The following is a 23,932-nucleotide window of genomic DNA, read 5'->3' as shown; positions in this document are numbered from 1 at the left end:
CCGCGGATCGCAAAACTTGACGTCGATCAAGTGAGAACTGGCGCCAACGCGTGATGATGGGGCCCAAGCCGCTGGTTATGCGGCTTTTCAATATCATGCCGGAGGAGGCCGCTATGAAGGCGCTTGTCTACAAAGGGCCCGGCCAGAAGGCGCTCGAGGACCGTCCAATCCCCGTAATCCAGGCTCCTGACGACGCCGTCGTCAAGATGGTCAAAACCACGATTTGCGGCACCGATCTGCATATTCTCAAGGGGGATGTTCCCACCTGCGCGCCGGGGCGGATTCTGGGCCATGAAGGCGTGGGGATCATCGAAACGGTCGGCGCAGCCATCACGACCTTCAAGCCTGGGGACCGGGTTCTCATCTCCTGCATCTCGTCCTGCGGAAAGTGCGATTACTGCCGCCGGGGCATGTATTCCCATTGCTCGACGGGCGGTTGGATCCTGGGAAACGCCATTGACGGGACCCAAGCCGAATACGTTCGAATCCCTCACGCTGAGACGAGTCTCTATCCTCTCCCTGATGGGGCGGACGAGGAGGCGATGGCCATGCTCAGCGACATTCTGCCGACGGGCTTCGAATGCGGGGTTCTAAACGGCAAGGTCGCGCCGGGCGCGAGCGTCGCCATCGTCGGGGCGGGGCCGATCGGGCTGGCCGCTCTGCTGACCGCCCAACTCTACTCTCCCGCCCAGATCATCATGATCGATCTCGATGACAACCGTCTGGACGTCGCGCGTCGCTTCGGCGCTACGCAGACAATCAACAGCAGCGCCGTCGATGCCGCCGACCAGGTTTTGAAGCTCACCGGAGGGCGCGGCGTCGATACCGCCATTGAAGCGGTGGGCGTCCCGGTCACCTTTGAACTGTGCGAGTCCCTGGTGGCTCCCGGCGGCGTCATCGCGAACATCGGCGTTCACGGCAAGCCAGCCCAGCTGCACCTGGAAACACTATGGTCGCGCAATATCGCCATCACGACCAGGCTGGTCGACACCTCGACGACGCCGATGCTCATGAAGACGGTGCAATCCGGAAAGATCGACCCGACCCGCCTGATCACGCACCGGTTCGCGCTCGACCAAATCCTGGAAGCTTATGACGCTTTCGGCCGCGCGGCCGAGACCAAGGCGCTGAAGGTGATCATCAACGCGGGGTGAAGCATTCTGGCCTTAGCGACAGGGATCCCGCTCGGACGGAACGGGCGGGCCCGTCCGGGCGCCGTTGTGTGCTAGCGGGGCAAGGCATCCCGGTGCGTTTCAAAGACGGGGCAGGACAGCGTCGCGCGTGGTTATGTGAACGAGGTCATCGGGCCGCGCCCTCGTCCTTTTGACGGCGGGACATACAGAGCCCGAGTGGGATTCCATCGTGGCTCGGATGGAAGCCAAGGGCACGCCGGCCTCGGCGGACGACATCGACCCCGTCATCGCGTATCTCGCTAAGGCCTTGCCGCCCAGGTAGCGTCTCAGGAGAAGTAGAGTGCTCGAGTCTCAGCCGGTTTCCGTGGACGAAGTCGTGGTCACAGCGGCGCGTCTGCCGCCGGCGGCGGGGAGGCGGCCTTTTCGGTCGTGCGGCTGGATGGGCTTGCGCTCGATCGGTTGACGCGGCTGGACGAGGCTCTGGCCAGCGTGCCTGCGGTCTCCCTGTTCCGGCGCACCACCAGCTTGTCCGCCAATCCGACGACGCAGGGGATCTCCCTTCGCGCCATCGCGCCGTCAGGGGCGGGGCGCACCCTGGTGACTCTGGACGGCGTGCCGCTGAATGATCCCTTCGGCGGCTGGGTCCTGTGGTCGCAACTGCCGACCGAGGCTCTGGAAAGCCTCGATATCGTGCGCGGCGCCGGGGCCGGTCCCTATGGCGCGGGCGCGCTGACCGGGGTGATCCAGCTGCGCGAACGGGAACGCGGCGGCGTGGTGGACGCCTCGATCGCCGAAAGGGGCGGGGCGCGCCTGGCCGGGGCGGGCGGGCTCGACGCCGGCCCTCTGCGCCTGACAGGCTCGGCCCTTTATGAGACCAGCGACGGCTATACGCCCGTACGCGGCGCGGCGGCGGGCGCGGCGGACACCCCGCTGGATCTTGAGACGAAGGCGGCGGCGCTGCGGCTGGACGCGCCGCTGGGCCGGGCCAGTCTATCGCTGCGCGCCTCGGCCTATGACGAAGAGCGCGGCTCGGGCCTCATGGGCGCGCGGTCCAGCGCCAGCGGCCACCTGTTGTCGGCGACAGCGGCACAGCGGCCGCAGGACGGGGACTATGGCTGGCGACTGCAGGCCTGGCGACGCGAGAGCGACTTCGCCAACACCTCCGTCGCGGTTGCGGCGGACCGCAACGCGACCACGCCCGCTAATGATCAGTATGAGACGCCTGCGACCGGCTGGGGCGTCAACGCCGCGCTGCGCCGCGCCTCGCGCGATCTGGGGAGCGGGCGGCTGGAATGGGAGTTGGGCGCCGACGCCCGCTTCAACGAGGGCGAGACCCGCGAACGCTTCCGCTTCATGGACGGCGGCTTCACCCGCGACCGCGTGGCGGGCGGCGAGACCTCGGTGGCGGGTCTGTATGGCGAGGCGTCGTGGCGCGACAATCTGTGGCTGGTGGCCGGGGGCCTGCGTCTGGACGGCTGGAAGAATAAGAACGGCCGCCGTCTGGAGCGTGATCGGGCCGACGGAACGGCGACCCTGGACGAGACCGATCCCGACCGCTCAGGCGAGGTGGTCAGCGCGCGTCTGGCGGCGCGGCGTTTCCTCGGCGGCGGCTGGGCGGGGCGCGCGGCCGCCTATTCCGGATTTCGGCCCGCCACCCTGAACGAGCTGCACCGCCCATTCCGGGTCGGCAACGACCTGACCGAGGCCAACGCCGCCCTGGTTCCCGAGACCCTTCAGGGCGTGGAGGCGGGCCTGGCCTATGAGGGGCCGATCGCGGCTTTCGGCGCGACCCTGTTCTGGAACCGGATCGAGGACGCCATCGTCAATGTGACCATCGGCGAGGGGCCGGGAACCTTTCCGCGCGCGGGCTTTGTTCCGGCCGGCGGCGTGCTGCGCCAGCGTCAGAACGCGGGGACCATCGAGGCCACAGGGATCGAGCTGACGGCGCGCCGCAGCCTGCCCGGCGGTCTGAGCCTGGACGGCGCCGTTTCCGTCACCGACGCCCGCATGGACGGCGGCTCGGGGGCGCCGCAGCTGACGGGCCTGCGTCCGGCCCAGGCGCCGATCTGGAGCGCCACAGCCGGCCTGGACTGGCGCGCCGGCGACCGCCTGACCCTGGCCGCCCAGGCTCGTTATGAGAGCAAACGGTTCGAAGACGATCTGAACAGCCGCGTTCTGGACGCCGCCGTCGTGGTGGACGCGCGCGCCGAATGGAGGCTGACGCCCGCCGCCATGATCTGGGTCGCCGCCGACAACCTGTTCGACGATGCGGTCGAGGTGTCCGAGACGGGAACGGGTGTCGAGGGCTACAGCCCGCCGCGCACCCTGCGCCTGGGCGTCCGCTGGAGCTATTGAGCGTCACGACAGACCGGGTTCCAAGCTTTGTCTGGATGGCTCCTTGCGAGCGGAGCCGCTGCACTGGAGAGCCTCGCTTTCTGATCGCGCGCGACGCACGTTTTCGGCTTCATCCATCCCTTCGTCCGCGAGGGACGATCCGGCCAGGATCGGATTGGGGAGCCTTCGGCTCGTTAATATTTCGCATAATATACCTTAGACGATAACCGGATCTACTTCCCTACAGATCGTCCACTCCGGCCTCAGCCGCTGCGCGCACTTCGTCTTTCAGCCAGGTCACGAACGTCCGTGCGGCCGCCGTAGCCCCGCTGCGTTTGATTAGGACGTGGTACGCGAAATCGGTCGTCAAGGCTCCGTCGGCGAACGGCGCAACCAGTCGGCCGGCTGCAAGGTCGTCGGCGACAAAGGCGTACGGCGCCAAGGCTACGCCCTGGCCGTGAGCCGCCGCTTCGATGGCGAGAGCTGTCTGATCGAAACGCGGACCGGCCTGGACGTCGATGTCGCTCAAGCCGCGCGCTTTCAACCAGGCCCCCAGTCCGGGCGCGGCTCTTCCAGTTCGCTGGGCCTCAGGTGGATCAACACATGCTGCGCCAGGTCGGTCGCTTTTCGCAGCGGCCTTGAGCCCGCTAACAGGATGGGCGAGCAAACCGGCGTTACGTCGGCGTTCAGGAGATGTTCGGATCGCACGCCAGCATAATCGCCCCGGCCATAGCGCACCGCGACATCGACCCGGCCGCCGCTGACATCAGCCAGCCGCATGTCGGCCGACATCCAGACCTCGATCTCGGGATGGGCTGCCGAGAAGCGCGCAATGCGCGGCGCCAGCCACTTGGCGGCGAACGACGGCGGCACGCTGATCGACAAGGCGTGGCGACGCTCTGGACGATAGAGCAGGTCCCCTGCCCGTTTTAGATAGTCGAAGCCGTCGCGCAGCAGGGGATAGAGCCGGCGCCCAGCTCAGTCAGCGCGATCTGACGGCCCTCTCGGTGAAACAGAGGCGCTCCGGCGTGTTCCTCGAGGATGCGGATCTGCTGGCTGACGGCGCCGGGCGTGACGGACAGTTCCTCGGCCGCGCGGGTGATGTTCAGGCGTCTGGCCGCCGCCTCGAACGCCTTGAGCGCATTCAGCGGCGGGATGCGGCTTTCCTGCGCGGATGGGGTCTTGCGGCGCGTCATCTCAGCTCATCCACTGGGGCGTGGGCAGGTTTCGAGCGGCCAGGAAGGCCGGGTCATAGATCTTGCTGCCGTAGCGCTGGCCAGAGTCGCACAGCACCGTCACGATGGTGCGGCCGGGGCCAAGATCGCGGGCCAGTCGGATGGCGCCGGCGATGTTGACTCCGCTGGACGGGCCAAGCGACAGGCCTTCTTCTCTCACCAGGTCGAACAGAATCGGGAGGAACTCAGCGTCCTCGATCCGATAGGCGTGATCCACCGACAGGCCTTGTAGATTGCCTGTGATGCGGTTGACGCCGATGCCCTCGGCGATGGAGGTCCCCTCGCCTTTCAGCACGCCCTCGGTGAACCAGCTGTAGAGCGAGGCGCCCGGCACGTCGGCCAGACCGATGCGCACATCAGCCTTGCGTTCGCGCAGATAGGCGGCCGTGCCTGCCAGGGTCCCGCCCGACCCGACGGCGCAGATGAAGGCGTCGACGCGGCCGTCGGTCTGTTTCCAGATCTCCGGGCCGGTGGCCTCATAGTGGGCCAGGCGGTTGGCCTGATTGTCGAACTGGTCGGCGTAGAAGGCGCCGTTCGGTTCGCTTTCGTTCAGTTCTTCTGCAAGACGCCGTGAAAAATGGACGAAGTGGTTGGGGCTGGCGAAGGGCGCCGGATCGACCTCGATCAGACGGGCGCCGTGCAGGCGGACGGCGCGTTTCTTCTCTTCGGTCTGGGTGCGCGGCATGACGATGACGACGGGGTGGCCCAGGGCCGCGCCCACAAGGGCCAGCCCCACGCCCGTGTTGCCGGCCGTGCCTTCGACAATTGTCCCGCCGGGCCTGAGAGCGCCAGACGCCCGCGCGGCCCGGATGATGCTGAGCGCGGCGCGATCCTTGATCGATCCCCCGACGTTCAGAAACTCGGCCTTGCCCAGAATTTCACAGCCCGTCGCCTCCGAGGCGCGCTTTAGGCGCACCAGAGGCGTATTGCCGATCAAGCCGAGGACGTCAGGCGCGACAATCATGGAAAATCCGTACCGTGGGGAGGAACGCCCCTCTTAGCCACAGTTCAGATTTTCTAACAACCGGCCTTAGATATGGATGACGCGGCCATAGGCGTCGAGCGCGGCCTCGTGCATGGCCTCTGACATGGTCGGGTGCGGATAGACGATGCCGTGGATGTCTTCCTCGGTCGCTTCCATGGTGATGGCGGTGACGTAGCCCTGGATCATCTCGGTGACGTCGGCGCCGATCATATGGGCGCCGATCAGGGCGCCGGTCTTGGCGTCGAAGATGACCTTGACGAAGCCTTCGGTTTCGCCCGCCGCGATGGCCTTGCCGTTCACCTTGAACGGGAAGCGGCCGATCTTGACCTCGCGCTTCTCGGCCTTGGCCCCCTGCTCCGTCACGCCGACCGAAGCGACCTGCGGCTGGGCGTAGGTGCAGCCCGCGATAGGCGAATGGACGTTCGGCGTCTTGTAGCCGGCGATGTGTTCGGCGGCGTGAATGCCTTCGTGCGACGCCTTGTGCGCCAGCCAGGGCGCGCCGGCGCAGTCGCCGATGGCGTACAGGCCCTTCACATTGGTCTGGTAGTGGCTGTCGGTCTTGATATGGCCGCGGTCCAGTTCGACGCCCAGCGCCTCAAGGCCGATGCCGTCGGTGTTGGCGGTGATGCCGACGGCCGAGATGCAGACCTCGGCCTCCAGGCTTTCGACCTTACCGTTGATTTCAAGATCGACCTTCACGCCCTTGGAATCCTTGGAGACCTTCGTCACCTTGGCGCCGAGCTTGAACTTGATGCCACGCTTTTCGAAGCCCTTCTGAGCGGCCTTGGAGACCTCCTCGTCTTCGACCGGCATGATGCGGTCGACGGCTTCAACGACCGTCACCTCGGCGCCCAGGGCGCGATAGAAGCTGGCGAACTCAATGCCGATGGCCCCCGAGCCAATGACCACGAAGGTCTTGGGCAATCTCTTCGGCGCCAGCGCGTCGCGATAGGCCCAGATCTTGTCGCCGTCGGCCTCAAGCCCGATCTGCGGCAGGGCGCGGGCACGGGCGCCGACGGCCAGCACGACCGCCTTGGCTTCGATGGCGCGCGAGCCGCCGGCCTTCAGAGCCACGACGACCTTCGGCGCTGCGGCGCCTTTCTCGAGCTTGGCCTCGCCCTCGATGACCTCGATCTTGTTCTTCTTCATCAGGAAGCCGACGCCCTGATTCAGCTGCTTGGCCACGCCGCGCGAGCGCTGGATGATGGCGTCGAAGTCGAACGAGGCGCCCGAGGCGGACAGGCCGTAGTCCTTCAGGTGCGACAGGCTTTCGAACTTCTCGCCCGACTTCAGCAGGGCCTTGGTCGGGATGCAGCCCCAGTTCAGGCAGATGCCGCCGAGGTTCTCGCGCTCGACGATGGCGACCTTCTGGCCCAGTTGGCTGGCGCGGATGGCCGCGACGTAACCGCCGGGGCCCGAGCCGATGACGACGAGATCAAATTCAGCAGCCATGATCAGATCAACTTTTCGATGTCGGCCTTGATGGCCTCAGGTTCAGTCTGGGGCGAATAGCGCGCGACGACGCGGCCTTCGCGGTCGGTCAGGAACTTGGTGAAGTTCCACTTGATGGCGCGCGAGCCGAGGAAGCCCCTCTTCTGCTCCGTCAGCCAGGCGTAGAGGGGGTGGCGTTCAGGCCCGTTGACCTCGACCTTGTCGAACAAGGGGAAGGTCACGTCGAAGCTGCTGGCGCAGAAGGCGGCGATTTCCGCCGCCCCGCCCGGCTCCTGCTGGCCGAACTGGTTGCAGGGAAAGCCCAGGACTTCGAACGGCGCGTCAATCAGATCGCGATGCAGCTTCTCCAGCCCGGCGTATTGGCCGGTGAAGCCGCATTTCGACGCCGTATTCACGATCAGCAACGCCTGACCGCGAAAGCGATCTAGCGACACGTCCGCGCCATCGATGGCCCGGGCGGAGAAGTCATAGACGGACGCCATGACCTCTCGGCTCCCTTACGCCAGCATCGCCACGGGATCCTCGATCAGCGGCTTGAACACCTGCAGGAAGCGAGCGCCCGTCGCGCCGTCGACCACGCGGTGATCGCAGGTCAGGGTGACGGTCATGACCGTGGCCACGGCCAGTTGACCGTCCTTGACGACCGGGCGTTGTTCGCCGGCGCCCACGCTCATAATGCAGCCCTGCGGCTCATTGATGATCGAGGTGAACTGCTTGATGCCGAACATGCCCAGGTTGGACACCGAGAAAGTGCCGCCCTGGAACTCTTCCGGCTTCAGCTTGCGCTCACGCGCGCGCTTGGCCAGGTCCTTGGACTCGGTCGCGATCTGCGCCAGGCCCTTGGTCTCGGCCTTCTTGATGATCGGGGTGATCAGGCCGCCGTCGATCGCCACCGCCATCGAGACATCGGCGTTGTGGTGCATGGCGATGCCTTCGGGGGTGTAGGAGGCGTTGGCCTCCGGCACCATCTTCAGCGCCAGAGCGGCCGCCTTGATGACGAAGTCGTTGACGGAGACCTTGATCCCCTGCGGCTCCAGCATCTTGTTGACCTTGGCGCGAACGGCCATCAGCTGGTCGATCTCGACGTCGATGAAGAGCGGGAAGTGCGGCACGTTCTGAACGCTGTCCACCATGCGGCGGGCGACGGCCTTCTTCATGCCGTCCAGCGGGATCAGGTCGTAGGTTCCGTCCGCAATGCCCATCTGAGCCAACGACAGAGCCTTGCGCGGTTCAGCGGAGGTCGCGGGCGCGGCAGCGGCGGCCGGTTGAGCGCCGCCCTTGCCTGCGGCCTCCACGTCGCGCTTGACGATGCGGCCGTGCGGGCCGGTGCCCTTGACGGTCTTCAGGTCCAGACCGGCCTGGGCGGCCAGACGGCGCGCCAGCGGCGAGGCGAAGATGCGTCCGCCGTCGTCAGACTTCGGCGCGGCCGGAGCGGGCGCGGTCTCAGCCTTGGGAGCCTCCGCCTTCGGCGCTTCAGCCTTGGGGGCCTCTGCCGGAGCGTCAGCCTTCTTGGGCGCGGGCGCCACATCGTCGCCGGACAGGCGGGCGATCGGCGTATTGACCTTCACGCCCTCAGAGCCTTCCGGCACCAGGATTTCCAGCACTTCGCCTTCATCGACGGCTTCGACTTCCATCGTCGCCTTGTCGGTCTCGATTTCGGCGATCACGTCGCCGGCCGAGACGGTGTCGCCGACCTTGACGTGCCACTTGGCCAGCACGCCCTCTTCCATCGTCGGGGACAGGGCGGGCATCAGGATATCGGTCATCAGGCGTTCCCCGCTTGCGGTGAAACCGGCTCGGCGACGGTGCGGACGTTATCGGCCTTGATCACGTCGCTGAGCCCTTGAAGGATGCGGTCATAGGCGGCCTTCTCATTGTGGCCGTGACGCACGGCGTAGCCATGCGCCATGTGCCGTGCGGCGTAAGCCAGCAGCTCCCCGAACTTGATGGGGTCGGCGAAGGCGGGCTTCACCGACATCACCGGCTCGTTGTTCGACCACCACATGCGCAGCAGCTCGACCGCATCGGCGTCAGCAGCGACGCTGTCCGGCACGGCCAGTTCGAACTCTGCGGCCTCCGTCACGCCATCACCTTCTTCACGGCGGCGACGATCTTGTCGACGCCCGGCAGAGACAGGGCCTCCAGATTGGCGGCGTAGGGCAGCGGCACGTCTTCCTGGTGCACGCGCAGCGGCGGGGCGTCCAGGTAGTCGAAGGCGTGCTCGATCACACGGGCGACCACTTCGGCGCCCACGCCCATCGGACCCCAGCCCTCTTCGGCCGAGACCAGGCGGTTGGTCTTCTTGACGCTCTCGACGATGGTCTCGTGGTCCAGCGGACGCAGGGTGCGAATGTCGACGACCTCGACCGAAATGCCCTCGCCGGCCAGTTGTTCGGCGGCCTGCAGGGCGAAGCCGACCATGCGGCTGTGGGCCGTGATCGTCACGTCCGTACCTTCGCGGCGAACCTTGGCCTTGCCGATCGGCACGATGTAGTCCTCGACGTCCGGGACGTCGAACTCGTGGCCGTACATCATCTCGTGTTCGAGGAAGACGATCGGGTTCGGGTCGCGGATCGCAGCCTTCAGCAGGCCCTTGGCATCGGCGGCGTCATAGGGCGCCACGACCTTCAGGCCCGGGATCTGAGCGTACCAGGCGGAATAGTCCTGGCTGTGCTGGGCCGCCACGCGCGAGGCGGCGCCGTTGGGGCCGCGGAACACGATGGGACAGCCCATCTGGCCGCCCGACATGTACAGCGTCTTGGCCGCCGAGTTGATGATGTGGTCGATCGCCTGCATGGCGAAGTTCCAGGTCATGAACTCGACGATCGGCTTCAGGCCCGCGAAGGCCGCGCCGACGCCCAGGCCGGCGAAGCCATGCTCGGTGATCGGGGTGTCGACCACGCGGCGGTCGCCGAATTCCTGCAACAGGTCGCGGCTGACCTTATAGGCCCCCTGATACTGGGCGACTTCCTCGCCCATCAGGAAGACGTTCTCGTCGCGGCGCATCTCTTCGGCCATGGCGTCGCGCAGGGCGTCGCGGATGGTCGTCTTCACCAGCTTGGCGTCCGCCGGAATTTCCGGGTCACGCAGTTCGACCTTGGGCTTCACCGGAGCGTCGGCAGGCGCGCCTTCAGCCTTGACCTCGGGGGCGGCGGCCGCAGCAGCCTCGGCCTTGGACGCGGGCGCAGCAGCGCCGTCTTCGCCCGCCAGGCGCGCAATTGGCGTGTTGACCTTCACGCCTTCGGAGCCTTCGGCTACCAGGATTTCGAGGACTTCGCCCTCATCGACGGCTTCGACTTCCATCGTCGCCTTGTCGGTTTCGATCTCGGCGATCACCTGACCGGCCGACACGACGTCGCCAGCCTTGATGTGCCACTTGGTCAGCGTGCCCTCTTCCATCGTGGGAGACAGCGCCGGCATCAGAATGTCCGTCACGTATCAGGCCTCCACGTAGACGTCGGTGTAGAGGCTCGGACGGATCCGGCTCAGGGCTTTCTTGAGCGAACTGCACAGCTTCGGCGACGATGGCCTTCACCTCGTTGTCGATCGCCTTCAGCTCTTCCTCGGTCGCCTTGGCGGCGGCGAGCAGCATCTTGATGTGGTCGATCGGGTCGCGGGTCTTCTTGACCTCGTCCACCTCTTCCTTGGTCCGGTACTTGGCGGGGTCGGACATCGAGTGGCCGCGATAGCGGTAGGTCTTCACTTCAAGGATATAGGGGCCTTCGCCGGCGCGGGCGCGGGCCACGGCGCGGGCCGCTGCGTCACGAACGGCCAGCACGTCCATGCCGTCGACCTGTTCGCCCGGGATGCCGAAGCTGGCGCCGCGCTGGTACAGCTCGGTCGTCGAGGACGAGCGCTCGATGCTCGTGCCCATGGCGTACTGGTTGTTCTCGATGATGTAGATGGCCGGCAGCTTCCACAGCTGGGCCATGTTGAAGCTCTCGTAGACCTGGCCCTGGTTGGCCGCGCCGTCGCCGAAATAGACGAAGCTGACCGAGTCGTCGCCGCGATACTTGCCCGCGAAAGCCAGGCCGGTGCCCAGCGCCACCTGGGCGCCGACGATGCCGTGGCCGCCGTAGAAGCCGGTCGGCACGTCGAACATGTGCATCGACCCGCCCTTGCCGCGCGCCGAGCCGCCGATACGGCCGGTCAGTTCGGCCATGACCTCATTGGGATCCATGCCCGCGGCCAGCATGTGGCCGTGGTCGCGATAACCGGTGATGATTTTGTCGTAGCCCTGCTTGACGCTCTCTTGAACGCCGACGGCCACGGCTTCCTGGCCGATGTACAGGTGGCAGAAGCCCCCGATCAGGCCCATGCCGTACAATTGGCCCGCGCGCTCTTCGAAGCGTCGGATCAGGACCATCTCGCGATAGAAACGCAGCAGGTCTTCCTTGGAAGCCTGAGGCGTATTCGGAATCTTGTCGCCCGCGCTGGGCGAGTTTTTCTGAGCGGCGGCTTTCGCCATCCGGCATCTCCCGGCTTACACCCCTGTATCAGGGACTCTTATCGTTACGGAAAGGGGCTTTAGCAGCCTTCGTTCCCGAAACCAAAGCAGCCGGCTACGCTGTAACAATAGTTCAGGAGGCGCGCGTCGCCTCAGAGGCGCGTCCTGCGGGGCCGTTCAGCCGCACGACATAGTCGCGGGGGTCAGCGAAGCCGATGACCGCCCTCGCCCGCTCTTCCAGCAGGTCCCTGGAAAGGCTCTCGGTGCGCAGATACCGGACACGCACCTCCAGATCCTGACGCTGCTCATTCAGGCGGGCCAGCTGAGCCTGGCGCTTGGCCAATAGGGCGTCGCGCTCCGAACCGCTTAGCAGGCCGCGCTCACCCGTCAGGGCCTGCACGCCCAGATAGGCGATCAGCAGCAGCAACAGCACGGTCGGCAGGTATGGCTTCATCTGCTCGGGCACAACGGACGCTCCTTCTGAGCGCGCATAAACACGGTGACCTATCAGTGACCGAAAATGCCTAACGAACCGTAGCTTGGCCGTAATTGCGAACGCCGCCCCCGAGGTTCGAAGGCGGCGCCCGGCGCATCGTTGTGATGAGGCTTATTTCAGCAGCATGCCGTCGCCGAAATAGGCGGCCTGGTCGCCCAGCATCTCTTCGATGCGCAGCAGTTGGTTGTACTTCGCCGTCCGGTCCGAACGGGCCAGCGAGCCGGTCTTGATCTGACCGCAGTTGGCGGCCACGGCCAGGTCGGCGATGGTGGAGTCCTCGGTCTCGCCCGAACGGTGCGACATGACGGCGGTGTAGCCTGCGCGGTGCGCCATATCGACGGCGTCCAGCGTTTCGGACAGGGTGCCGATCTGGTTCACCTTGATCAGGATGGAGTTGGCCAGGCCTTCGCCGATGCCTGCGGCCAGACGGCGCGGGTTGGTCACGAACAGGTCGTCGCCGACCAGTTGCACCCGGTCGCCCAGACGGTCCGTCAGCAGCTTCCAGCCGTCGAAGTCATCTTCGGCGCAGCCGTCCTCGATCGAGACGATCGGGAAGCGCTCGACCAGGTCGGCCAGGTAGTTGACCATGCCCTCGGCGTCGAAGGACTTGCCTTCGCCCGTCAGCTCATACTTGCCGTTCTTGAAGAACTCGGTCGAGGCGACGTCCAGCGCCAGGTGGAAGTCCTCGCCCGCCAGATAGCCGGCCGCCTGGCCCGCCTTGGTGATGAAGGTCAGGGCTTCGTCAGCCGAGGCCAGGTTCGGGGCGAAGCCGCCCTCGTCGCCGACGTTGGTGTTGTGACCGGCATCCTTCAGCGCCTTCTTCAGAGCGTGGAAGATTTCGGCGCCCATGCGCAGGCCTTCCGAGAAGCTCTCGGCGCCGGTCGGCATGATCATGAATTCCTGGATGTCGATCGGGTTGTCGGCGTGGGCGCCGCCGTTGATGATGTTCATCATCGGCGTCGGCAGGATGCGGGCCGAGACGCCGCCGATGTAGCGGTGCAGGGGCAGGCCGGCGGAAATGGCGCTGGCCTTGGCCACTGCCAGCGAGACGCCCAACATGGCGTTGGCGCCCAGGCGCGACTTGTTCTCGGTGCCGTCCAGTTCGATCAGGGCATCGTCGATGCGGCGCTGGTCCTCGGCGTCCATGCCGGACAGGGCGTCGAAGATTTCGCCGTTGACGGCGTCGACCGCCTTCTCGACGCCCTTGCCGCCCCAGACGTCCATGTCGCCGTCGCGCAGCTCAACGGCTTCATGCGCGCCCGTCGAAGCGCCCGACGGCACCGCCGCGCGGCCGAAGCTGCCGTCTTCCAGCATCACATCCACTTCAACCGTCGGATTGCCCCGGCTGTCGAGGATCTGGCGGGCGACGATGTCGACGATGTCGGTCATGAAAGACACTCTGTAGTGAATGGTGGGAGTTGTTCGAGGCGTTTAGCCCGACCGTGCGGAATCTCCAACCGCCGCCCGCGATCAGGAACATCCCTCGACATACTGAATGCTGGGCCCGCCCGCGTGAATGAAGGCGACCTTGCCGTCCTGACCGATCTCGAAACGCAGGCCGCGGGCAGCGGGGTCCATGACGTGGGTGTTCAACAGATCGTTTCTGCCCGGCCAGATGGTGACATAGGCGGCCGGCGCGTCCTGATACTTGTGAGGCGTCGCTTCGGCGGCGGCGCCGTAGAGAGCCTTCACCTGCTCGCCGTCAGAGCCGACGCCGATCCCGGTCTCGGTCTTCACATCCGATCCTTTGATGGCGGTCAGGCGCGTCAGGACGCCCTGCTCCAGCATGACCAGAACGCCCTTGGGGCCGCGCGGCGGCTGATACTGACGGCATTCCGAAGGCTCGGCGTCGGCGGCGTTTGCGGGAGGCGGGCCGACGGCGGCGTCCACCTCAGCCTGGGTCATGCCGATTCGGAGCGGCCCATACCCTTGAGGCGTCAGAACATCCGCAGCAGCCGTCGGGGCCGCTGGAACAGAAATAGGGGATTCGGCTTCAGGCGTTTTGGCGGTTTCCGGAGCGTTGCAGGCGGCCAAGGCCAACAGGGCGACGGAACTGAGGACGGCGTTACGGATCATGAATGGCGCTCTTGTCTGGGACACGCCGGCCATAACGCACGAAAACGGCGCGCGATGTCATCGCGCGCCGTCAAAACTTTCGCCCGGCCGAAGCCGGTCAGACCCGAAAGACTTAGTCTTCCTGCTGGATCAGGACCTGACGGCCTTTGTACATGCCGGTCTTCAGGTCGATGTGGTGCGGACGACGCAGTTCGCCAGTGTCCTTGTCTTCGACATAGGTGTTGGCGCCCAGGGCGTCATGAGCGCGACGCATGTTGCGACGCGAGGGGAAGTTTTGCGCTTCGGAACGGCCATGTCCGTCTCAATCTCTAAGTCGGTGCGCCGGTAAAGACGCGAAAACAACAGCGGCGGCCCCCGATAAGAGCCGCCACGCGAGGCCGGGCTTATGCATGAAGACGCAGCCGATTTCAAGACCCTCGGAACCGTCAGTTCCGATGGCCGTCAAACCCTTGCCGTCAGGCTTTGCGCCACGGCCTCGCCGATGGCCAGCGAGCTGGTCAGACCGGGGCTTTCGATGCCGAAAAGCGCCATCAGCCCATCGATTCCGTGATTCGCTGCGCCGTGAAGCTGGAAGTCAGGCTGGGGCTCGCCCGGCCCGTGCAGCTTGGGCCGGATGCCGGCGTAGTCGGGCGTCAGCCGCTCGACTGTCACGCCCGGCCAGAACCGGCGGATGTAGCGGGCGAACTCCTCCGCCTTAGCTGGATCGACGGAATAGTCCTCAGTCTGGACATAGGCCAGATCAGGGCCGAACACGCCCTGCCCGCCCAGATCCTTGCGGTAATGGGTGCCCAGCGCGCCGGGAATCGGAGGCGGATAGATCAAGCGATTGAACGGCGCCGCGCCGGTCAGGCGGAAGTAGGTTCCCTTGCCCAGATGACGCGCGGGAATATCCGTGGCCGGATAGCCCTCGATTCGGGCCGCGACATCCTGAGCCGACAGGCCGGGCGCAGTGACCAGAAGACGACTGGTCAGGGTCATCGCCCCCTCCCCGCCCACGCGAATTGAAAAGCCGCCCGCCGGCAGGCTCTCGGCGCCCTCGAACGGCGCCGAGACGACGACCGAGCCGCCCGCGTCCTCGATCTCGCCCTGAAGGGCCAGCATGTAGCCGTGGCTGTCGAACACCCCGCTCTCGGGCGACAGGATGGCGGCGTGCGCGTTCAGTTCCGGCTCCAGCGCCCGCGCCTGCGCGCCGGTCAAGTGCTCCAGGTTTTCGACGCCATTGGTCACGGCCTGCCGGAAGATGGCCTCGATGCGTTCGACCTCGGCTTCCTCGGTCGCCACGACCAGCTTGCCGCACTTCCAGTGATCGACCTTGCGGCTCTCCAGGAAGTCATAGAGGGCGCGCCGCCCTTCGACGCAGAACTTCGCCTTCAGCGACCCGGTCGGATAGTACAGCCCGCCGTGGATCACCTCGGAATTGCGCGAGGAGACGCCCTGGCCGATGTCCGGCTCCTTTTCCAGAACCAGCACCGTCAGGCCGCGCCGCGACAGCGCCCGCCCGCAGGCCAGCCCCACAGCCCCCGCGCCCACGACCGTCGCATCGAAGTCGAAAGGCGCGCCCATGGTCTTACCTCTTGCCGTAGAGGGCCTTGGCGCGGCCCTCGAAACACTGGATCAGCTTGTCGACCGCCCGGTCGAAGTTCGCCTGAAGCATCATGTCCAGCATGCGCGACTTGAAGGCGAAGTCGATAAAGAATTCCAGTCGCGTCCCCTGGGGGTGCGGATGGAACTCCCAGCGGTTCTTCAGGTGCTTGAACGGGCCCCGGATCAGGCCGACCTCGACCTTGGGCGCATGGACGTCATGGCGCACCCAGGTCGAGAACTTCTCGGTCAGGAAGGCGAAGCCGACGCCGGCCTCGGCGTCCAGCAGATGCAGGCCCGGCGCCTCGTCGCGCACGTTCCAGACGCGCATGGAGGTGATCCACGGCACGAAGTCGGGATAGGCGCGCACGTCCGCCACCAGGGCGGCGAGCTGTTCCGGCGCATAGGGCAGAATGCGCGTTACGCGATGGATGGCCAAAGGATCAGCGGCCGTTCCGGGACGACAGCTGAGCCTCGCGCGCCGCCTTCAGCCGGGCGAAGTCGTCGCCCGCGTGGTGCGACGAGCGCGTCAGCGGCGACGACGACACCATCAGGAAGCCCTTGGCCCGCGCGATCGCCTCATAGGCCTTGAACTCTTCAGGCGTGACGAAGCGGTCGATCGGGGCGTGCTTGCGCGTCGGCTGCAGGTACTGGCCGATAGTGATGAAGTCGACGCCGGCGGACCGCATGTCGTCCATCACCTGCATGACCTCTTCCTTGGTCTCGCCCAAACCGACCATGATGCCCGACTTGGTGAACTGGTTCGGGTCGCGCTCCTTGACCATCTGCAGCAGGCGCAGCGAGTGGAAGTAGCGGGCGCCCGGCCGGATCTTCAGATACAGGCGCGGAACCGTCTCGAGGTTGTGGTTGAAGACGTCGGGCGTGGCGTCGATCATCACCTCGGCCGCGCCGTCCTTGCGCAGGAAGTCAGGGGTCAGGATCTCGACCGTGGTGTTCGGCGCCTGCAGGCGGATCTGTCGCACCACCTCGGCGAAGTGGGCGGCGCCGCCGTCCGACACGTCATCGCGGTCCACCGAGGTGATGACGACGTGGTTCAGGCCCATCTGGGCCACAGCCAGGCCGACCTTGGCGGGCTCTTCCGGGTCCAGCGGCTGCGGCAGGCCGGTCTTGACGTTGCAGAAGGCGCAGGCCCGCGTGCAGGTGTCGCCCATGATCATCAGGGTGGCGTGCTTCTGGCTCCAGCACTCGCCGATGTTCGGGCAGGCGGCCTCTTCACAGACCGTCACCAGCCCCTTGGAGCGAACGATCTCCTTGGTCGCGTTATACTGGCCCGAGCCGGGCGCCTTCACGCGCAGCCAGTCCGGCTTTTTCAGCACGACCGAATCCGGCCGGTTCTGCTTTTCCGGGTGACGAAGCTCGGACGGCTTCTTCTGCAAGGTGTCGATCAGCGTGACCATTGTCGGTGGTCTGAATCCTGTTTTCGAGGGCGGCCGGATTTCCGATGCTATGTCGGCTTTCCGTAGTGCAAACGCAAGGCACACTGCGTTTCAGTCCGACGCCGGAACAGCCTCACGCGGCGTTACGCATCTTTTCAAGCAGACCTTACGTCACTAGGTTCCGGCCTCTTGTAACCGAGAGGGCCGTCTTTAGAGCCCTCCGAAGGAGGACGTGCTTGCTGCGGGCAGCCCTGGACCCCAAGGTCTATGAAGAGACCCTGTTCGACGCGCTGGTCGATGCGCGCGCCCGCTACGGCGACAAGGAAATTCTGGAGGACCAGGATCGCCACCCCCTGACCTATACAGGCCTGATCCGCGCCGCCTTCGTGCTGGGCCGCAAGATCGCCAAACTGACAAAGCCGGGCGAGCGCGTCGGCGTGCTGCTGCCGTCCAGCGCGGGCGTGGTGGTGACCTTCTTCGCCCTGCACGCCTTCGGCCGGGTGCCGGTCATGCTGAACTTCACCTCGGGCGAGGCCAATCTGAAGGCTGCGCTGAAGACGGCGGGCGTCAAGAAGATCCTGTCGGCCAAGCGCTTCGTGACCCAGGCCAAGCTGGACGACCTGATGGAGACCCTCGGCGAGGTCTCCGAAATCGTCTGGCTGGACGACATCCGCAAGACCATCGGCCTGGCTGACAAGCTGTATGGCCTCAGCGCGGGCATGGCGCCCAAGCGCTTCCGCGTGAAGACCGATCCGGATTCGGCGGGCGTGGTCCTGTTCACCTCCGGCAGCTTCGGCGCACCCAAGGGCGTGGTGCTCAGCCAGAAGAATCTGGTCGCCAATGCGCGTCAGGTGGCGGCCCACATCAACCTGGATCCCGACTGGGTGATGTTCAATCCGCTGCCGACCTTCCACTGCTTCGGTCTGACCGGCGGGGTGCTGCTGCCCCTGTTGCAGGGGCTGAAGGCGTTTGAATACCCCTCTCCGCTGCACGCCAAGCAGATCACCGACCTGCTGCCCCAGGTGAAGGCGTCGATCCTGTTCGCCACCGACACCTTCCTGAACCAGTACGCCCGCGTGGCCGAGCCCGGCGACTTCGCCACGCTGCAGTTCGCCGTGGCGGGCGCCGAGAAGGTGCGCGACGAGACGCGCCAGATGTTCAACACCAAGTTCGGCGGCGTCGAACTGCTGGAAGGCTATGGCGCCACCGAGGCGGCGCCAGTCGTGGCCGTGAACCATCCCGACCGCAACCGGCCGGGCACGGTGGGCCAGATCCTGCCGGGCATGGAGTACCGGATCGAACCGGTCGAGGGCATTGCGGTCGGCGGCCGCCTGTTCCTGCGCGGCCCGAACGTGATGGAAGGCTATATCTCGCCGAACGACCCGGACAATTGGAGCCTCTGGCAGACGGTTGGCACGACACGGGCGACATCGTCGACATCGACGCCGAGGGCTACATCACCATCTTGGGGCGCGTGAAGCGCTTCGCCAAGATCGGCGGCGAGATGGTGTCTCTGACCGCCGTCGAAGGCATGGCCGGCGCCGTCTGGCCGGCTGGCCACCACGCGGTGGTCGCCATCCCTGACAGCAAGAAGGGCGAGCGCCTGGTGCTAGTCACCGACGTCGCAGGAGCCGAGAGCGCCCAGCTGACGGAGTGGGCCCGCGAGAACGGAGCGCCCGAACTGGCCGTGCCGAAGCGGATCATCAAGGTCGACAGCATTCCCGTCTTGGGCACGGGCAAGACCGACTATGTGACGATCCAGAAGCGGGTCGAGGAGGAATCCAAGGGCGCCTGACAAGGCGCTTGCCGTTCGCCGCCAGTGTCCTAACCTCGACGGTTCGGTCCCGCTCTCGGGACGCCACGACCGAGGAGACTTCATGGCTCGACGTTCGACATCCCTGGCCGGCTGGGAGCCGCATTTCCTCAGCCTTCTCAGACTTGTCTCCGGCCTGCTGCTGCTTCAGCACGGCGCGCAGAAGGTCCTCGGCTTTCCCCGGCGGACGCGGCGGCGGGATTGACCTGTCGACGCTGGCGGGCTGGTCCGGACCAATCGAACTGGTCGGCGGCGTGCTGATGGTGCTGGGCCTGTTCAGCCGCCCGACCGCCTTCATCCTGTCCGGCTTCACCGCCGCAGCCTACTGGATGGTGCACGCGCCGCAGAGCCCCTACCCCATCAACAACGGCGGGGAACTGGCGGCCCTGTACTGCTTCGTCTTCCTATATCTGGTCTTCGCCGGACCGGGGCCGTGGTCTCTGGACAGCGCCCTGCGCGGCGGCCGACGCTGACACGCGCGACGCGGCGTCCGGTCAGCCGATCCGGACGCCCGTCATGGAGATCGAACCGCCGTCGATCACGTCATTGAAGAAGCTCAAGGGCTCGCCGGGCGCCTGCTGGGCGGCGACATAAAGCAGCGGCAAATAGTGCTCGTCCCTCGGCACGCTGAGCTGCGCCTGTTCGGCCAGATGGACCCAGTCGATCAGGGCGTCATGGTCGCCCGCTATGAAGGCGCGTTTCACCGCCTCATTGAAATCGACCGCCCAGTCGTACGGCTCGCCGCCCGCCCGCTTCCACGTCCGCAGATTGTGCACGAAGTCGCCCGAACCAGCGACGATCACGCCTTCGTCCCGCAAGGGGCGCAGGCGCTTGGCCAGTTCATAATGACCACGGGCGTCAATGGTGCGATCCAGCGACAGTTGCACCACGGGCACGTCGGCGTCGGGCCAGACGTGCGCCAGCACGGACCAGGTTCCGTGATCGAGGCCCCACTGGGTTGTCTGCACGGCGCCGGTCAGTTCCGACACGCGGCTGGCCAAGGCGGGAGACCCTGGCGCGGGATATTGTATGGCATGAAGTTCAGCCGGAAAGCCCCCGAAATCATGGATGGTTTCCGGTCGTTCCTGCGCCGTCACGCCCAGACCCTGCGTCTCCCAGTGAGCCGAGATCATGACCACGCCTTTCGGTTTGCCGATCTCCTGCCCCAAGGTCCGCCAGGCGTCGGCGAAAGGACCGCCTAGGGCGTTCATGGGCGAACCATGACCAAAAAACACTGCGGGCTGGCGCATAATCTTAACCGTGCTGCTTCTTGGGCGTTACGGCTCCGGGGAGAGTGAAATACGATGCTTATACAGCAACTGTGTTGGTGCCTAATCTAGACGCTCTATCCGGAGCGGCAAGAGGCTCCGTCAAGAATCCTCCAGGCCGATGGGGCAGATGCGCTGATAGAACGCCGGCTCGCCCGGAACCCGCGCGCCTCGCGACAGCAGAAAGCGATGCTCGACCACCATGGCCTGCTGTTCGATGTTCAGGCCGATCCATTCACAGCGGTCATCGACGGGATAGGCGTAGGCGCCCGGCCCGTCGCCCGCCTTCAGCTTGCCGGTCAGCAGGTTGAAGCCGTTCTGCGCCTGCCAGACGTGGACCAGTTCGTGGATGAAGACCGCCTGCGTTCTCAGCGGCGCCTGCGACAGGTCCGGCGCCAGCGTCGCACTGGGCCAGACGATCCAGTCACGTCCAAACCAGCGCCCCGGCACGAAGGCGCGATCGAACGGCCAGGGCGAGCCCAGAAAGCGGATATCGTCCAACCGCAGGTCGCGCCCGAACACCTCGCGCGCCAGCGCCGCCTCGCCGTGGGCTAAGGGTCGGATCATCGACCGACCCACTCCCAGTGCCAGGGCTCATAGACGTAGGGCACGAAGCCGAACCGCCCGGCGTTCTTGACCAGCCAGCGATAGGTCGGCGTCTGGCTCATGTGACGGCGGCTGTGAACATCGGTGGAATCGACCCCCATGCCCTGCAGGTGGCCGACATACAGATCCACCGCCGTGCCGGTCCGGTGGGGCGAGCAGACGGCGCGGCGCAGGCCGTCGCAATTGCCGTCACGCGCACATCGGGCGGCGTCGGCCTCCGGGTCGCGAAAGGAAGAGAAGACGCGCAGCAGTTCCGGCTCGGCGGCGATCTCGGGGACTTCGGCGCGCGCCGCCGTGGCCATCGCGCGATAGGCGTCCAGCACGTCGCGACGCAGCAGGCGCGTCAGACGCTCGGCGTGTTCCTCGCCTGTCGTCAGATAGGCCAGGTCGGAGACGGGCGGCGGATCAGGGCACTCTCCCCTCACCCGCGCCATGACGAAGGGCCGCCGCTCCTGCCACAGGCCCCGCAACACCTGAAACGTCGCCTGATCGAAACGCCCGCTAGCCGTCAGTCCGTAACGCCCCTGAAACCCCGCCAAGGCCTCCGCGAACCCCGCCGATGTCGGATCGCAGGGCGAACCGAGCTCATGCTGGATCAGCGGCACATAGACTTCCCAGCCCAGTTCCGACGGCCCGAACGGAACCCACTCAAGCGCATAGAGGGAGATGGCGTTCGCCTCGGCCGTATCGTCCCAGGCGCCGGGCGCCCGGTCGCAGATCTGGGCGGTCGGTGCGGGTTCCGGCGCCTCGGCGTAAGCCTGTCCGGCGACGGCGGCGGCCAAGGCGGCGATAACGAAGGCGGACGCTTTCCACATGCCCGCAGCAGGCCTCAGGATGAGAGTCGCCGCAAGCCCTCGCGGTCTTCGCGCCTGCGCCGAAAACCTGCATGCTGAGGATTGCGGCCGACTCGCGCCGCGACCGGGCTGTGACCGCATGACCGCAACCGCCGCGCCTTCGTCCGCCACAGCTGCGCCCGACGCGCCGCGCCGCTCCAACGCCATCCTGGCCGCCTTCTCAGGGCCGTGCCTGCCGCTGGCGGCATTTGGCGTGGCCCTGCCCGTCACCCTGCCGGAGTTCTACGCCACCCATGTCGGGATCGAGATGGGCATGGTGGCGGCTGTCTTCATGGCGGTGCGGCTGATCGATATCGTCTTCGACCCCTTTATCGGCTGGGGCATGGACAGGACGCGCACGCGGCTGGGCCGCTATCGCCCGTGGATGGCTGTGGCGACGCCCATCCTGATGCTGGCCGCGCTGATGATGTTCGTGACGGTCCAGCAGGGCGCCGGGCCGATCTACCTGTTCGCCTGGCTGCTGGTGCTCTACCTCGGCTTTTCGATGGGAACGCTGGGCCAGTTGGGCTGGGCCGCCGTGCTAGCGCCTCAGTACGACCAGCGCAGTCGGGTCTACGGCTGGTGGCAGGTGTTCAACATCATCGGCGTGATCCTGATCCTGATCCTGCCGACCATCGTGGTGAAGACGGGCCTGGGGAACTACGTCGACGGGGTGCGCATCATGGGCTGGGCCATCATCATCGCCCTGCCCCTGACCATCGGCCTGGCGATGGCGGCCGTGCCCGAGCCGATCAACGCAGGCGCCGCGCCGCACGGCGGCCCGCGCGCCTATCTGGCCCTGTTCAGGATGAAGACGGTGCGCAAGCTGCTGATCGCCGACCTGCTGCTGGGCATTGCGCCGGGCATCACCGGGTCGCTGCTGTTCTTCTTCTTCGGCCAGATCAAGGGCTACGACCACACCCAGGCGTCGCTGTTCATGCTGATCTACTTCATGGCCGGGCTGGTAGGCGCGCCCATCTGGGCCTGGCTGGCGACCCGGATCGGCAAGGATCGCGCCCTGGCCGTGGCCAGCCTGATCTTCGCCGTCTTCTACGTCGGCGCGACCTTGGTTCCGGGCGGGAACTTCGCCCTGACGGCGGTCGCAATGTTCATCGCCGGCCTGCCCTATGCGGCGGGCTTGTTCCTGCTGCGCGCCATGATGGCGGACGCCGGCGACGAGGTGCGGCTGGAGACGGGCGTGGACCGCACTGGCCTGATGTTCTCCATACTGTCGGCCACGACCAAGATGGGGCACGTCTTCGCCCTGCTGCCCTACGCCATCCTGCCGCTGGTCGGGTTCAAACCTCTCCCGGGACCAGAGGGGAACAGCGACTTCTCCTTGTTGATGCTGCAGATCCTGTTCATCGCCGTGCCGGGCCTGCTATTGGCGGCCACCACCTGGGTGCTGAAGGGCTATCCCCTGACCGCTCAACGACACGATGAAATCCGCGCCGCCCTGGCGCAAAGAGACGCCGGACACGCCTGAATGACCCACCCCGTCGACCGCCTGAAAGAGATCATGGTTCGCCTGCGCGATCCGAACGGCGGCTGCCCCTGGGACGTGGAGCAAACCTTCCAGACGATCGCCCCCTATACGATCGAGGAAGCCTATGAGGTCGCCGACGCCATCGAGCGTGGCGACATGGACGAGCTGAGAGTCGAACTGGGCGACCTGCTGTTTCAGGTGGTCTTCCACTCGCGCATGGCCGAGGAGGCCGGGCATTTCCGGCTGGAAGACGTGGCCGAGGCTATGGCCGACAAGCTGGTCCGCCGCCATCCGCACGTCTTCGGCGACGAGGCCGCCAAGGCCACCGGCCCGGCCCAGAAGGCCCGTTGGGAAGACATCAAGGCCGCCGAGCGCAAGGCCAAGGAACAGCATGGGGTGCTGGACGACGTGCCGGTCGGCCTGCCCGCCCTGACCCGCGCCGCCAAGCTGACCAAGCGCGCAGGCCGCGTCGGCTTCGACTGGCCCTCGACCGACGAGGTGTTCGATAAGCTGGCCGAAGAGGTTCAGGAACTGCGCGCCGAGATCGCCGCAGGCGACAAGGACAAGGCGCGCGAGGAACTGGGCGACCTGCTGTTCGTGGTCGCCAACTTGGCCCGCAAACTGGAAGTCGAACCGGAAGACGCCCTGCGCGCCGCCAACGCCAAATTCGTGCGTCGCTTCGAGTTCATTGAAGCCGAGCTGAAAAAGGACGGCCGCACGCCGGAACAGTCCGACCTGCGAGAAATGGACGCCCTGTGGGACGCCGCAAAGGCGGCCGAGCGAGCCTGAG

At 66.2% G+C, this 23,932-nt stretch carries 21 protein-coding genes and 5 pseudogenes; 6 read left to right on the top strand and 20 right to left on the bottom strand.

What is annotated here, in order from left to right; genetic code table 11:
* The first annotated feature begins 53 nt into the window (after nt 1-53).
* Both V8F63_RS12495 and V8F63_RS12490 read left to right on the top strand, forming a co-directional pair.
* A complete protein-coding gene (locus V8F63_RS12495) occupies nt 54-1,154 on the top strand; it encodes a zinc-dependent alcohol dehydrogenase family protein (protein ID WP_392355093.1) in 1,101 nt (366 codons plus the stop codon).
* 319 nt (nt 1,155-1,473) lie between these two features.
* A pseudogene (locus tag V8F63_RS12490) lies at nt 1,474-3,488 on the top strand (TonB-dependent receptor).
* A 220-nt stretch (nt 3,489-3,708) separates the two neighbouring features.
* Here V8F63_RS12490 and V8F63_RS12485 read toward each other — a convergent pair.
* From V8F63_RS12485 to lipA, 17 genes and pseudogenes are all read right to left on the bottom strand, one after another.
* Nucleotides 3,709-3,996 (bottom strand): LysR substrate-binding domain-containing protein, encoded by a 288-nt coding sequence (locus V8F63_RS12485; RefSeq protein WP_392353448.1) that lies wholly within the window; start codon nt 3,994-3,996, stop codon nt 3,709-3,711.
* Nucleotides 3,997-4,007: 11 nt separating this feature from the next.
* Entirely contained in the window at nt 4,008-4,352 is a 345-nt protein-coding gene (locus tag V8F63_RS12480) for a LysR substrate-binding domain-containing protein (protein ID WP_392353446.1), read from the bottom strand.
* A 44-nt stretch (nt 4,353-4,396) separates the two neighbouring features.
* The gene (locus V8F63_RS12475; RefSeq protein ID WP_392353445.1) at nt 4,397-4,663 is read right to left on the bottom strand and encodes a LysR family transcriptional regulator; all 267 of its coding nucleotides are present in this window, start codon (nt 4,661-4,663) and stop codon (nt 4,397-4,399) included.
* A gap of 1 nt (nt 4,664) precedes the next feature.
* Nucleotides 4,665-5,666: a cysteine synthase A gene (locus tag V8F63_RS12470; protein WP_392353443.1), complete on the bottom strand. Its 1,002-nt coding sequence runs from the start codon at nt 5,664-5,666 to the stop codon at nt 4,665-4,667.
* Between the two features lie 66 nt (nt 5,667-5,732).
* Complete coding sequence (gene lpdA, locus V8F63_RS12465; RefSeq protein ID WP_392353442.1) at nt 5,733-7,139, bottom strand: dihydrolipoyl dehydrogenase; 1,407 nt, start codon at nt 7,137-7,139, stop codon at nt 5,733-5,735.
* Between the two features lie 2 nt (nt 7,140-7,141).
* A complete protein-coding gene (locus V8F63_RS12460; RefSeq protein ID WP_392353440.1) occupies nt 7,142-7,621 on the bottom strand; it encodes a glutathione peroxidase in 480 nt (159 codons plus the stop codon).
* A gap of 15 nt (nt 7,622-7,636) precedes the next feature.
* The gene (locus tag V8F63_RS12455; RefSeq protein WP_392355092.1) at nt 7,637-8,908 is read right to left on the bottom strand and encodes a pyruvate dehydrogenase complex dihydrolipoamide acetyltransferase; all 1,272 of its coding nucleotides are present in this window, start codon (nt 8,906-8,908) and stop codon (nt 7,637-7,639) included.
* Nucleotides 8,905-9,222 carry a DUF5076 domain-containing protein gene (locus tag V8F63_RS12450; RefSeq protein WP_025977007.1) on the bottom strand — a complete coding sequence of 106 codons (318 nt, stop codon included), beginning with the start codon at nt 9,220-9,222 and terminating at the stop codon, nt 8,905-8,907. The genes V8F63_RS12455 and V8F63_RS12450 overlap by 4 nt, the downstream gene beginning before the upstream one ends.
* The gene (locus tag V8F63_RS12445) at nt 9,219-10,574 is read right to left on the bottom strand and encodes a pyruvate dehydrogenase complex E1 component subunit beta (RefSeq protein ID WP_392353438.1); all 1,356 of its coding nucleotides are present in this window, start codon (nt 10,572-10,574) and stop codon (nt 9,219-9,221) included. Before V8F63_RS12445 ends, V8F63_RS12450 begins: the two co-directional genes overlap by 4 nt.
* Nucleotides 10,575-10,577: 3 nt before the next feature.
* Nucleotides 10,578-11,607: pseudogene (gene pdhA / locus V8F63_RS12440) on the bottom strand (pyruvate dehydrogenase (acetyl-transferring) E1 component subunit alpha).
* Between the two features lie 112 nt (nt 11,608-11,719).
* Nucleotides 11,720-12,040 carry a septum formation initiator family protein gene (locus tag V8F63_RS12435; RefSeq protein ID WP_035302209.1) on the bottom strand — a complete coding sequence of 107 codons (321 nt, stop codon included), beginning with the start codon at nt 12,038-12,040 and terminating at the stop codon, nt 11,720-11,722.
* Between the two features lie 153 nt (nt 12,041-12,193).
* Nucleotides 12,194-13,471 carry a phosphopyruvate hydratase gene (gene eno / locus V8F63_RS12430; RefSeq protein WP_392353436.1) on the bottom strand — a complete coding sequence of 426 codons (1,278 nt, stop codon included), beginning with the start codon at nt 13,469-13,471 and terminating at the stop codon, nt 12,194-12,196.
* An 81-nt stretch (nt 13,472-13,552) separates the two neighbouring features.
* Nucleotides 13,553-14,158: a hypothetical protein gene (locus V8F63_RS12425; RefSeq protein ID WP_392353434.1), complete on the bottom strand. Its 606-nt coding sequence runs from the start codon at nt 14,156-14,158 to the stop codon at nt 13,553-13,555.
* Between the two features lie 112 nt (nt 14,159-14,270).
* Nucleotides 14,271-14,452: pseudogene (gene rpmF, locus V8F63_RS12420) on the bottom strand (50S ribosomal protein L32).
* A gap of 147 nt (nt 14,453-14,599) precedes the next feature.
* Entirely contained in the window at nt 14,600-15,721 is a 1,122-nt protein-coding gene (locus V8F63_RS12415) for an NAD(P)/FAD-dependent oxidoreductase (protein ID WP_392353432.1), read from the bottom strand.
* Between the two features lie 4 nt (nt 15,722-15,725).
* Nucleotides 15,726-16,178: a type II toxin-antitoxin system RatA family toxin gene (locus V8F63_RS12410; protein WP_392353431.1), complete on the bottom strand. Its 453-nt coding sequence runs from the start codon at nt 16,176-16,178 to the stop codon at nt 15,726-15,728.
* A gap of 4 nt (nt 16,179-16,182) precedes the next feature.
* Entirely contained in the window at nt 16,183-17,157 is a 975-nt protein-coding gene (gene lipA / locus V8F63_RS12405) for a lipoyl synthase (RefSeq protein ID WP_278068929.1), read from the bottom strand.
* Between the two features lie 215 nt (nt 17,158-17,372).
* On the opposite strand from lipA, the pseudogene V8F63_RS12400 reads away from it, so the two are divergent.
* Nucleotides 17,373-18,931: pseudogene (locus V8F63_RS12400) on the top strand (AMP-binding protein).
* 82 nt (nt 18,932-19,013) lie between these two features.
* A pseudogene (locus V8F63_RS12395) lies at nt 19,014-19,422 on the top strand (DoxX family protein).
* A gap of 21 nt (nt 19,423-19,443) precedes the next feature.
* Here V8F63_RS12395 and ygiD read toward each other — a convergent pair.
* The 3 genes from ygiD to V8F63_RS12380 form a co-directional block, all read right to left on the bottom strand.
* Nucleotides 19,444-20,160: a 4,5-DOPA dioxygenase extradiol gene (gene ygiD / locus V8F63_RS12390; protein WP_392353429.1), complete on the bottom strand. Its 717-nt coding sequence runs from the start codon at nt 20,158-20,160 to the stop codon at nt 19,444-19,446.
* Between the two features lie 159 nt (nt 20,161-20,319).
* Nucleotides 20,320-20,784, bottom strand: a complete 465-nt coding sequence (locus V8F63_RS12385) for a hypothetical protein (protein ID WP_392353428.1) — start codon at nt 20,782-20,784, stop codon at nt 20,320-20,322.
* The gene (locus tag V8F63_RS12380) at nt 20,781-21,638 is read right to left on the bottom strand and encodes a M15 family metallopeptidase (protein WP_392353427.1); all 858 of its coding nucleotides are present in this window, start codon (nt 21,636-21,638) and stop codon (nt 20,781-20,783) included. The genes V8F63_RS12385 and V8F63_RS12380 overlap by 4 nt, the downstream gene beginning before the upstream one ends.
* A 118-nt stretch (nt 21,639-21,756) precedes the next feature.
* Here V8F63_RS12380 and V8F63_RS12375 point away from each other — a divergent pair, with 118 nt between their 5' ends.
* Nucleotides 21,757-23,142 carry an MFS transporter gene (locus V8F63_RS12375; protein WP_392353425.1) on the top strand — a complete coding sequence of 462 codons (1,386 nt, stop codon included), beginning with the start codon at nt 21,757-21,759 and terminating at the stop codon, nt 23,140-23,142.
* Nucleotides 23,143-23,931 (top strand): nucleoside triphosphate pyrophosphohydrolase, encoded by a 789-nt coding sequence (mazG, locus tag V8F63_RS12370; RefSeq protein WP_392353424.1) that lies wholly within the window; start codon nt 23,143-23,145, stop codon nt 23,929-23,931.
* Nucleotide 23,932: the final 1 nt, after the last annotated feature.

The sequence above is a fragment of the Brevundimonas sp. LF-1 genome (assembly GCF_037055305.1).
Taxonomy (GTDB): Bacteria; Pseudomonadota; Alphaproteobacteria; order Caulobacterales; family Caulobacteraceae; genus Brevundimonas; species Brevundimonas sanguinis.
This window is presented reverse-complemented; position numbering and strand designations above follow the sequence as displayed.

What these genes read in the sequence shown, in the direction of transcription:
- V8F63_RS12495 (WP_392355093.1), top strand. Translation starts at nt 54, where the DNA reads ATGATGGGGCCCAAGCCGCTGGTTATGCGGCTTTTCAATATCATGCCG.
- V8F63_RS12475 (WP_392353445.1), bottom strand. Translation starts at nt 4,663, where the DNA reads ATGACGCGCCGCAAGACCCCATCCGCGCAGGAAAGCCGCATCCCGCCG.
- V8F63_RS12470 (WP_392353443.1), bottom strand. Translation starts at nt 5,666, where the DNA reads ATGATTGTCGCGCCTGACGTCCTCGGCTTGATCGGCAATACGCCTCTG.
- lpdA (WP_392353442.1), bottom strand. Translation starts at nt 7,139, where the DNA reads ATGGCTGCTGAATTTGATCTCGTCGTCATCGGCTCGGGCCCCGGCGGT.
- V8F63_RS12460 (WP_392353440.1), bottom strand. Translation starts at nt 7,621, where the DNA reads ATGGCGTCCGTCTATGACTTCTCCGCCCGGGCCATCGATGGCGCGGAC.
- V8F63_RS12435 (WP_035302209.1), bottom strand. Translation starts at nt 12,040, where the DNA reads ATGAAGCCATACCTGCCGACCGTGCTGTTGCTGCTGCTGATCGCCTAT.
- eno (WP_392353436.1), bottom strand. Translation starts at nt 13,471, where the DNA reads ATGACCGACATCGTCGACATCGTCGCCCGCCAGATCCTCGACAGCCGG.
- V8F63_RS12425 (WP_392353434.1), bottom strand. Translation starts at nt 14,158, where the DNA reads ATGATCCGTAACGCCGTCCTCAGTTCCGTCGCCCTGTTGGCCTTGGCC.
- V8F63_RS12415 (WP_392353432.1), bottom strand. Translation starts at nt 15,721, where the DNA reads ATGGGCGCGCCTTTCGACTTCGATGCGACGGTCGTGGGCGCGGGGGCT.
- lipA (WP_278068929.1), bottom strand. Translation starts at nt 17,157, where the DNA reads ATGGTCACGCTGATCGACACCTTGCAGAAGAAGCCGTCCGAGCTTCGT.
- ygiD (WP_392353429.1), bottom strand. Translation starts at nt 20,160, where the DNA reads ATGAACGCCCTAGGCGGTCCTTTCGCCGACGCCTGGCGGACCTTGGGG.
- V8F63_RS12385 (WP_392353428.1), bottom strand. Translation starts at nt 20,784, where the DNA reads ATGATCCGACCCTTAGCCCACGGCGAGGCGGCGCTGGCGCGCGAGGTG.
- V8F63_RS12380 (WP_392353427.1), bottom strand. Translation starts at nt 21,638, where the DNA reads ATGTGGAAAGCGTCCGCCTTCGTTATCGCCGCCTTGGCCGCCGCCGTC.
- V8F63_RS12375 (WP_392353425.1), top strand. Translation starts at nt 21,757, where the DNA reads ATGACCGCAACCGCCGCGCCTTCGTCCGCCACAGCTGCGCCCGACGCG.
- mazG (WP_392353424.1), top strand. Translation starts at nt 23,143, where the DNA reads ATGACCCACCCCGTCGACCGCCTGAAAGAGATCATGGTTCGCCTGCGC.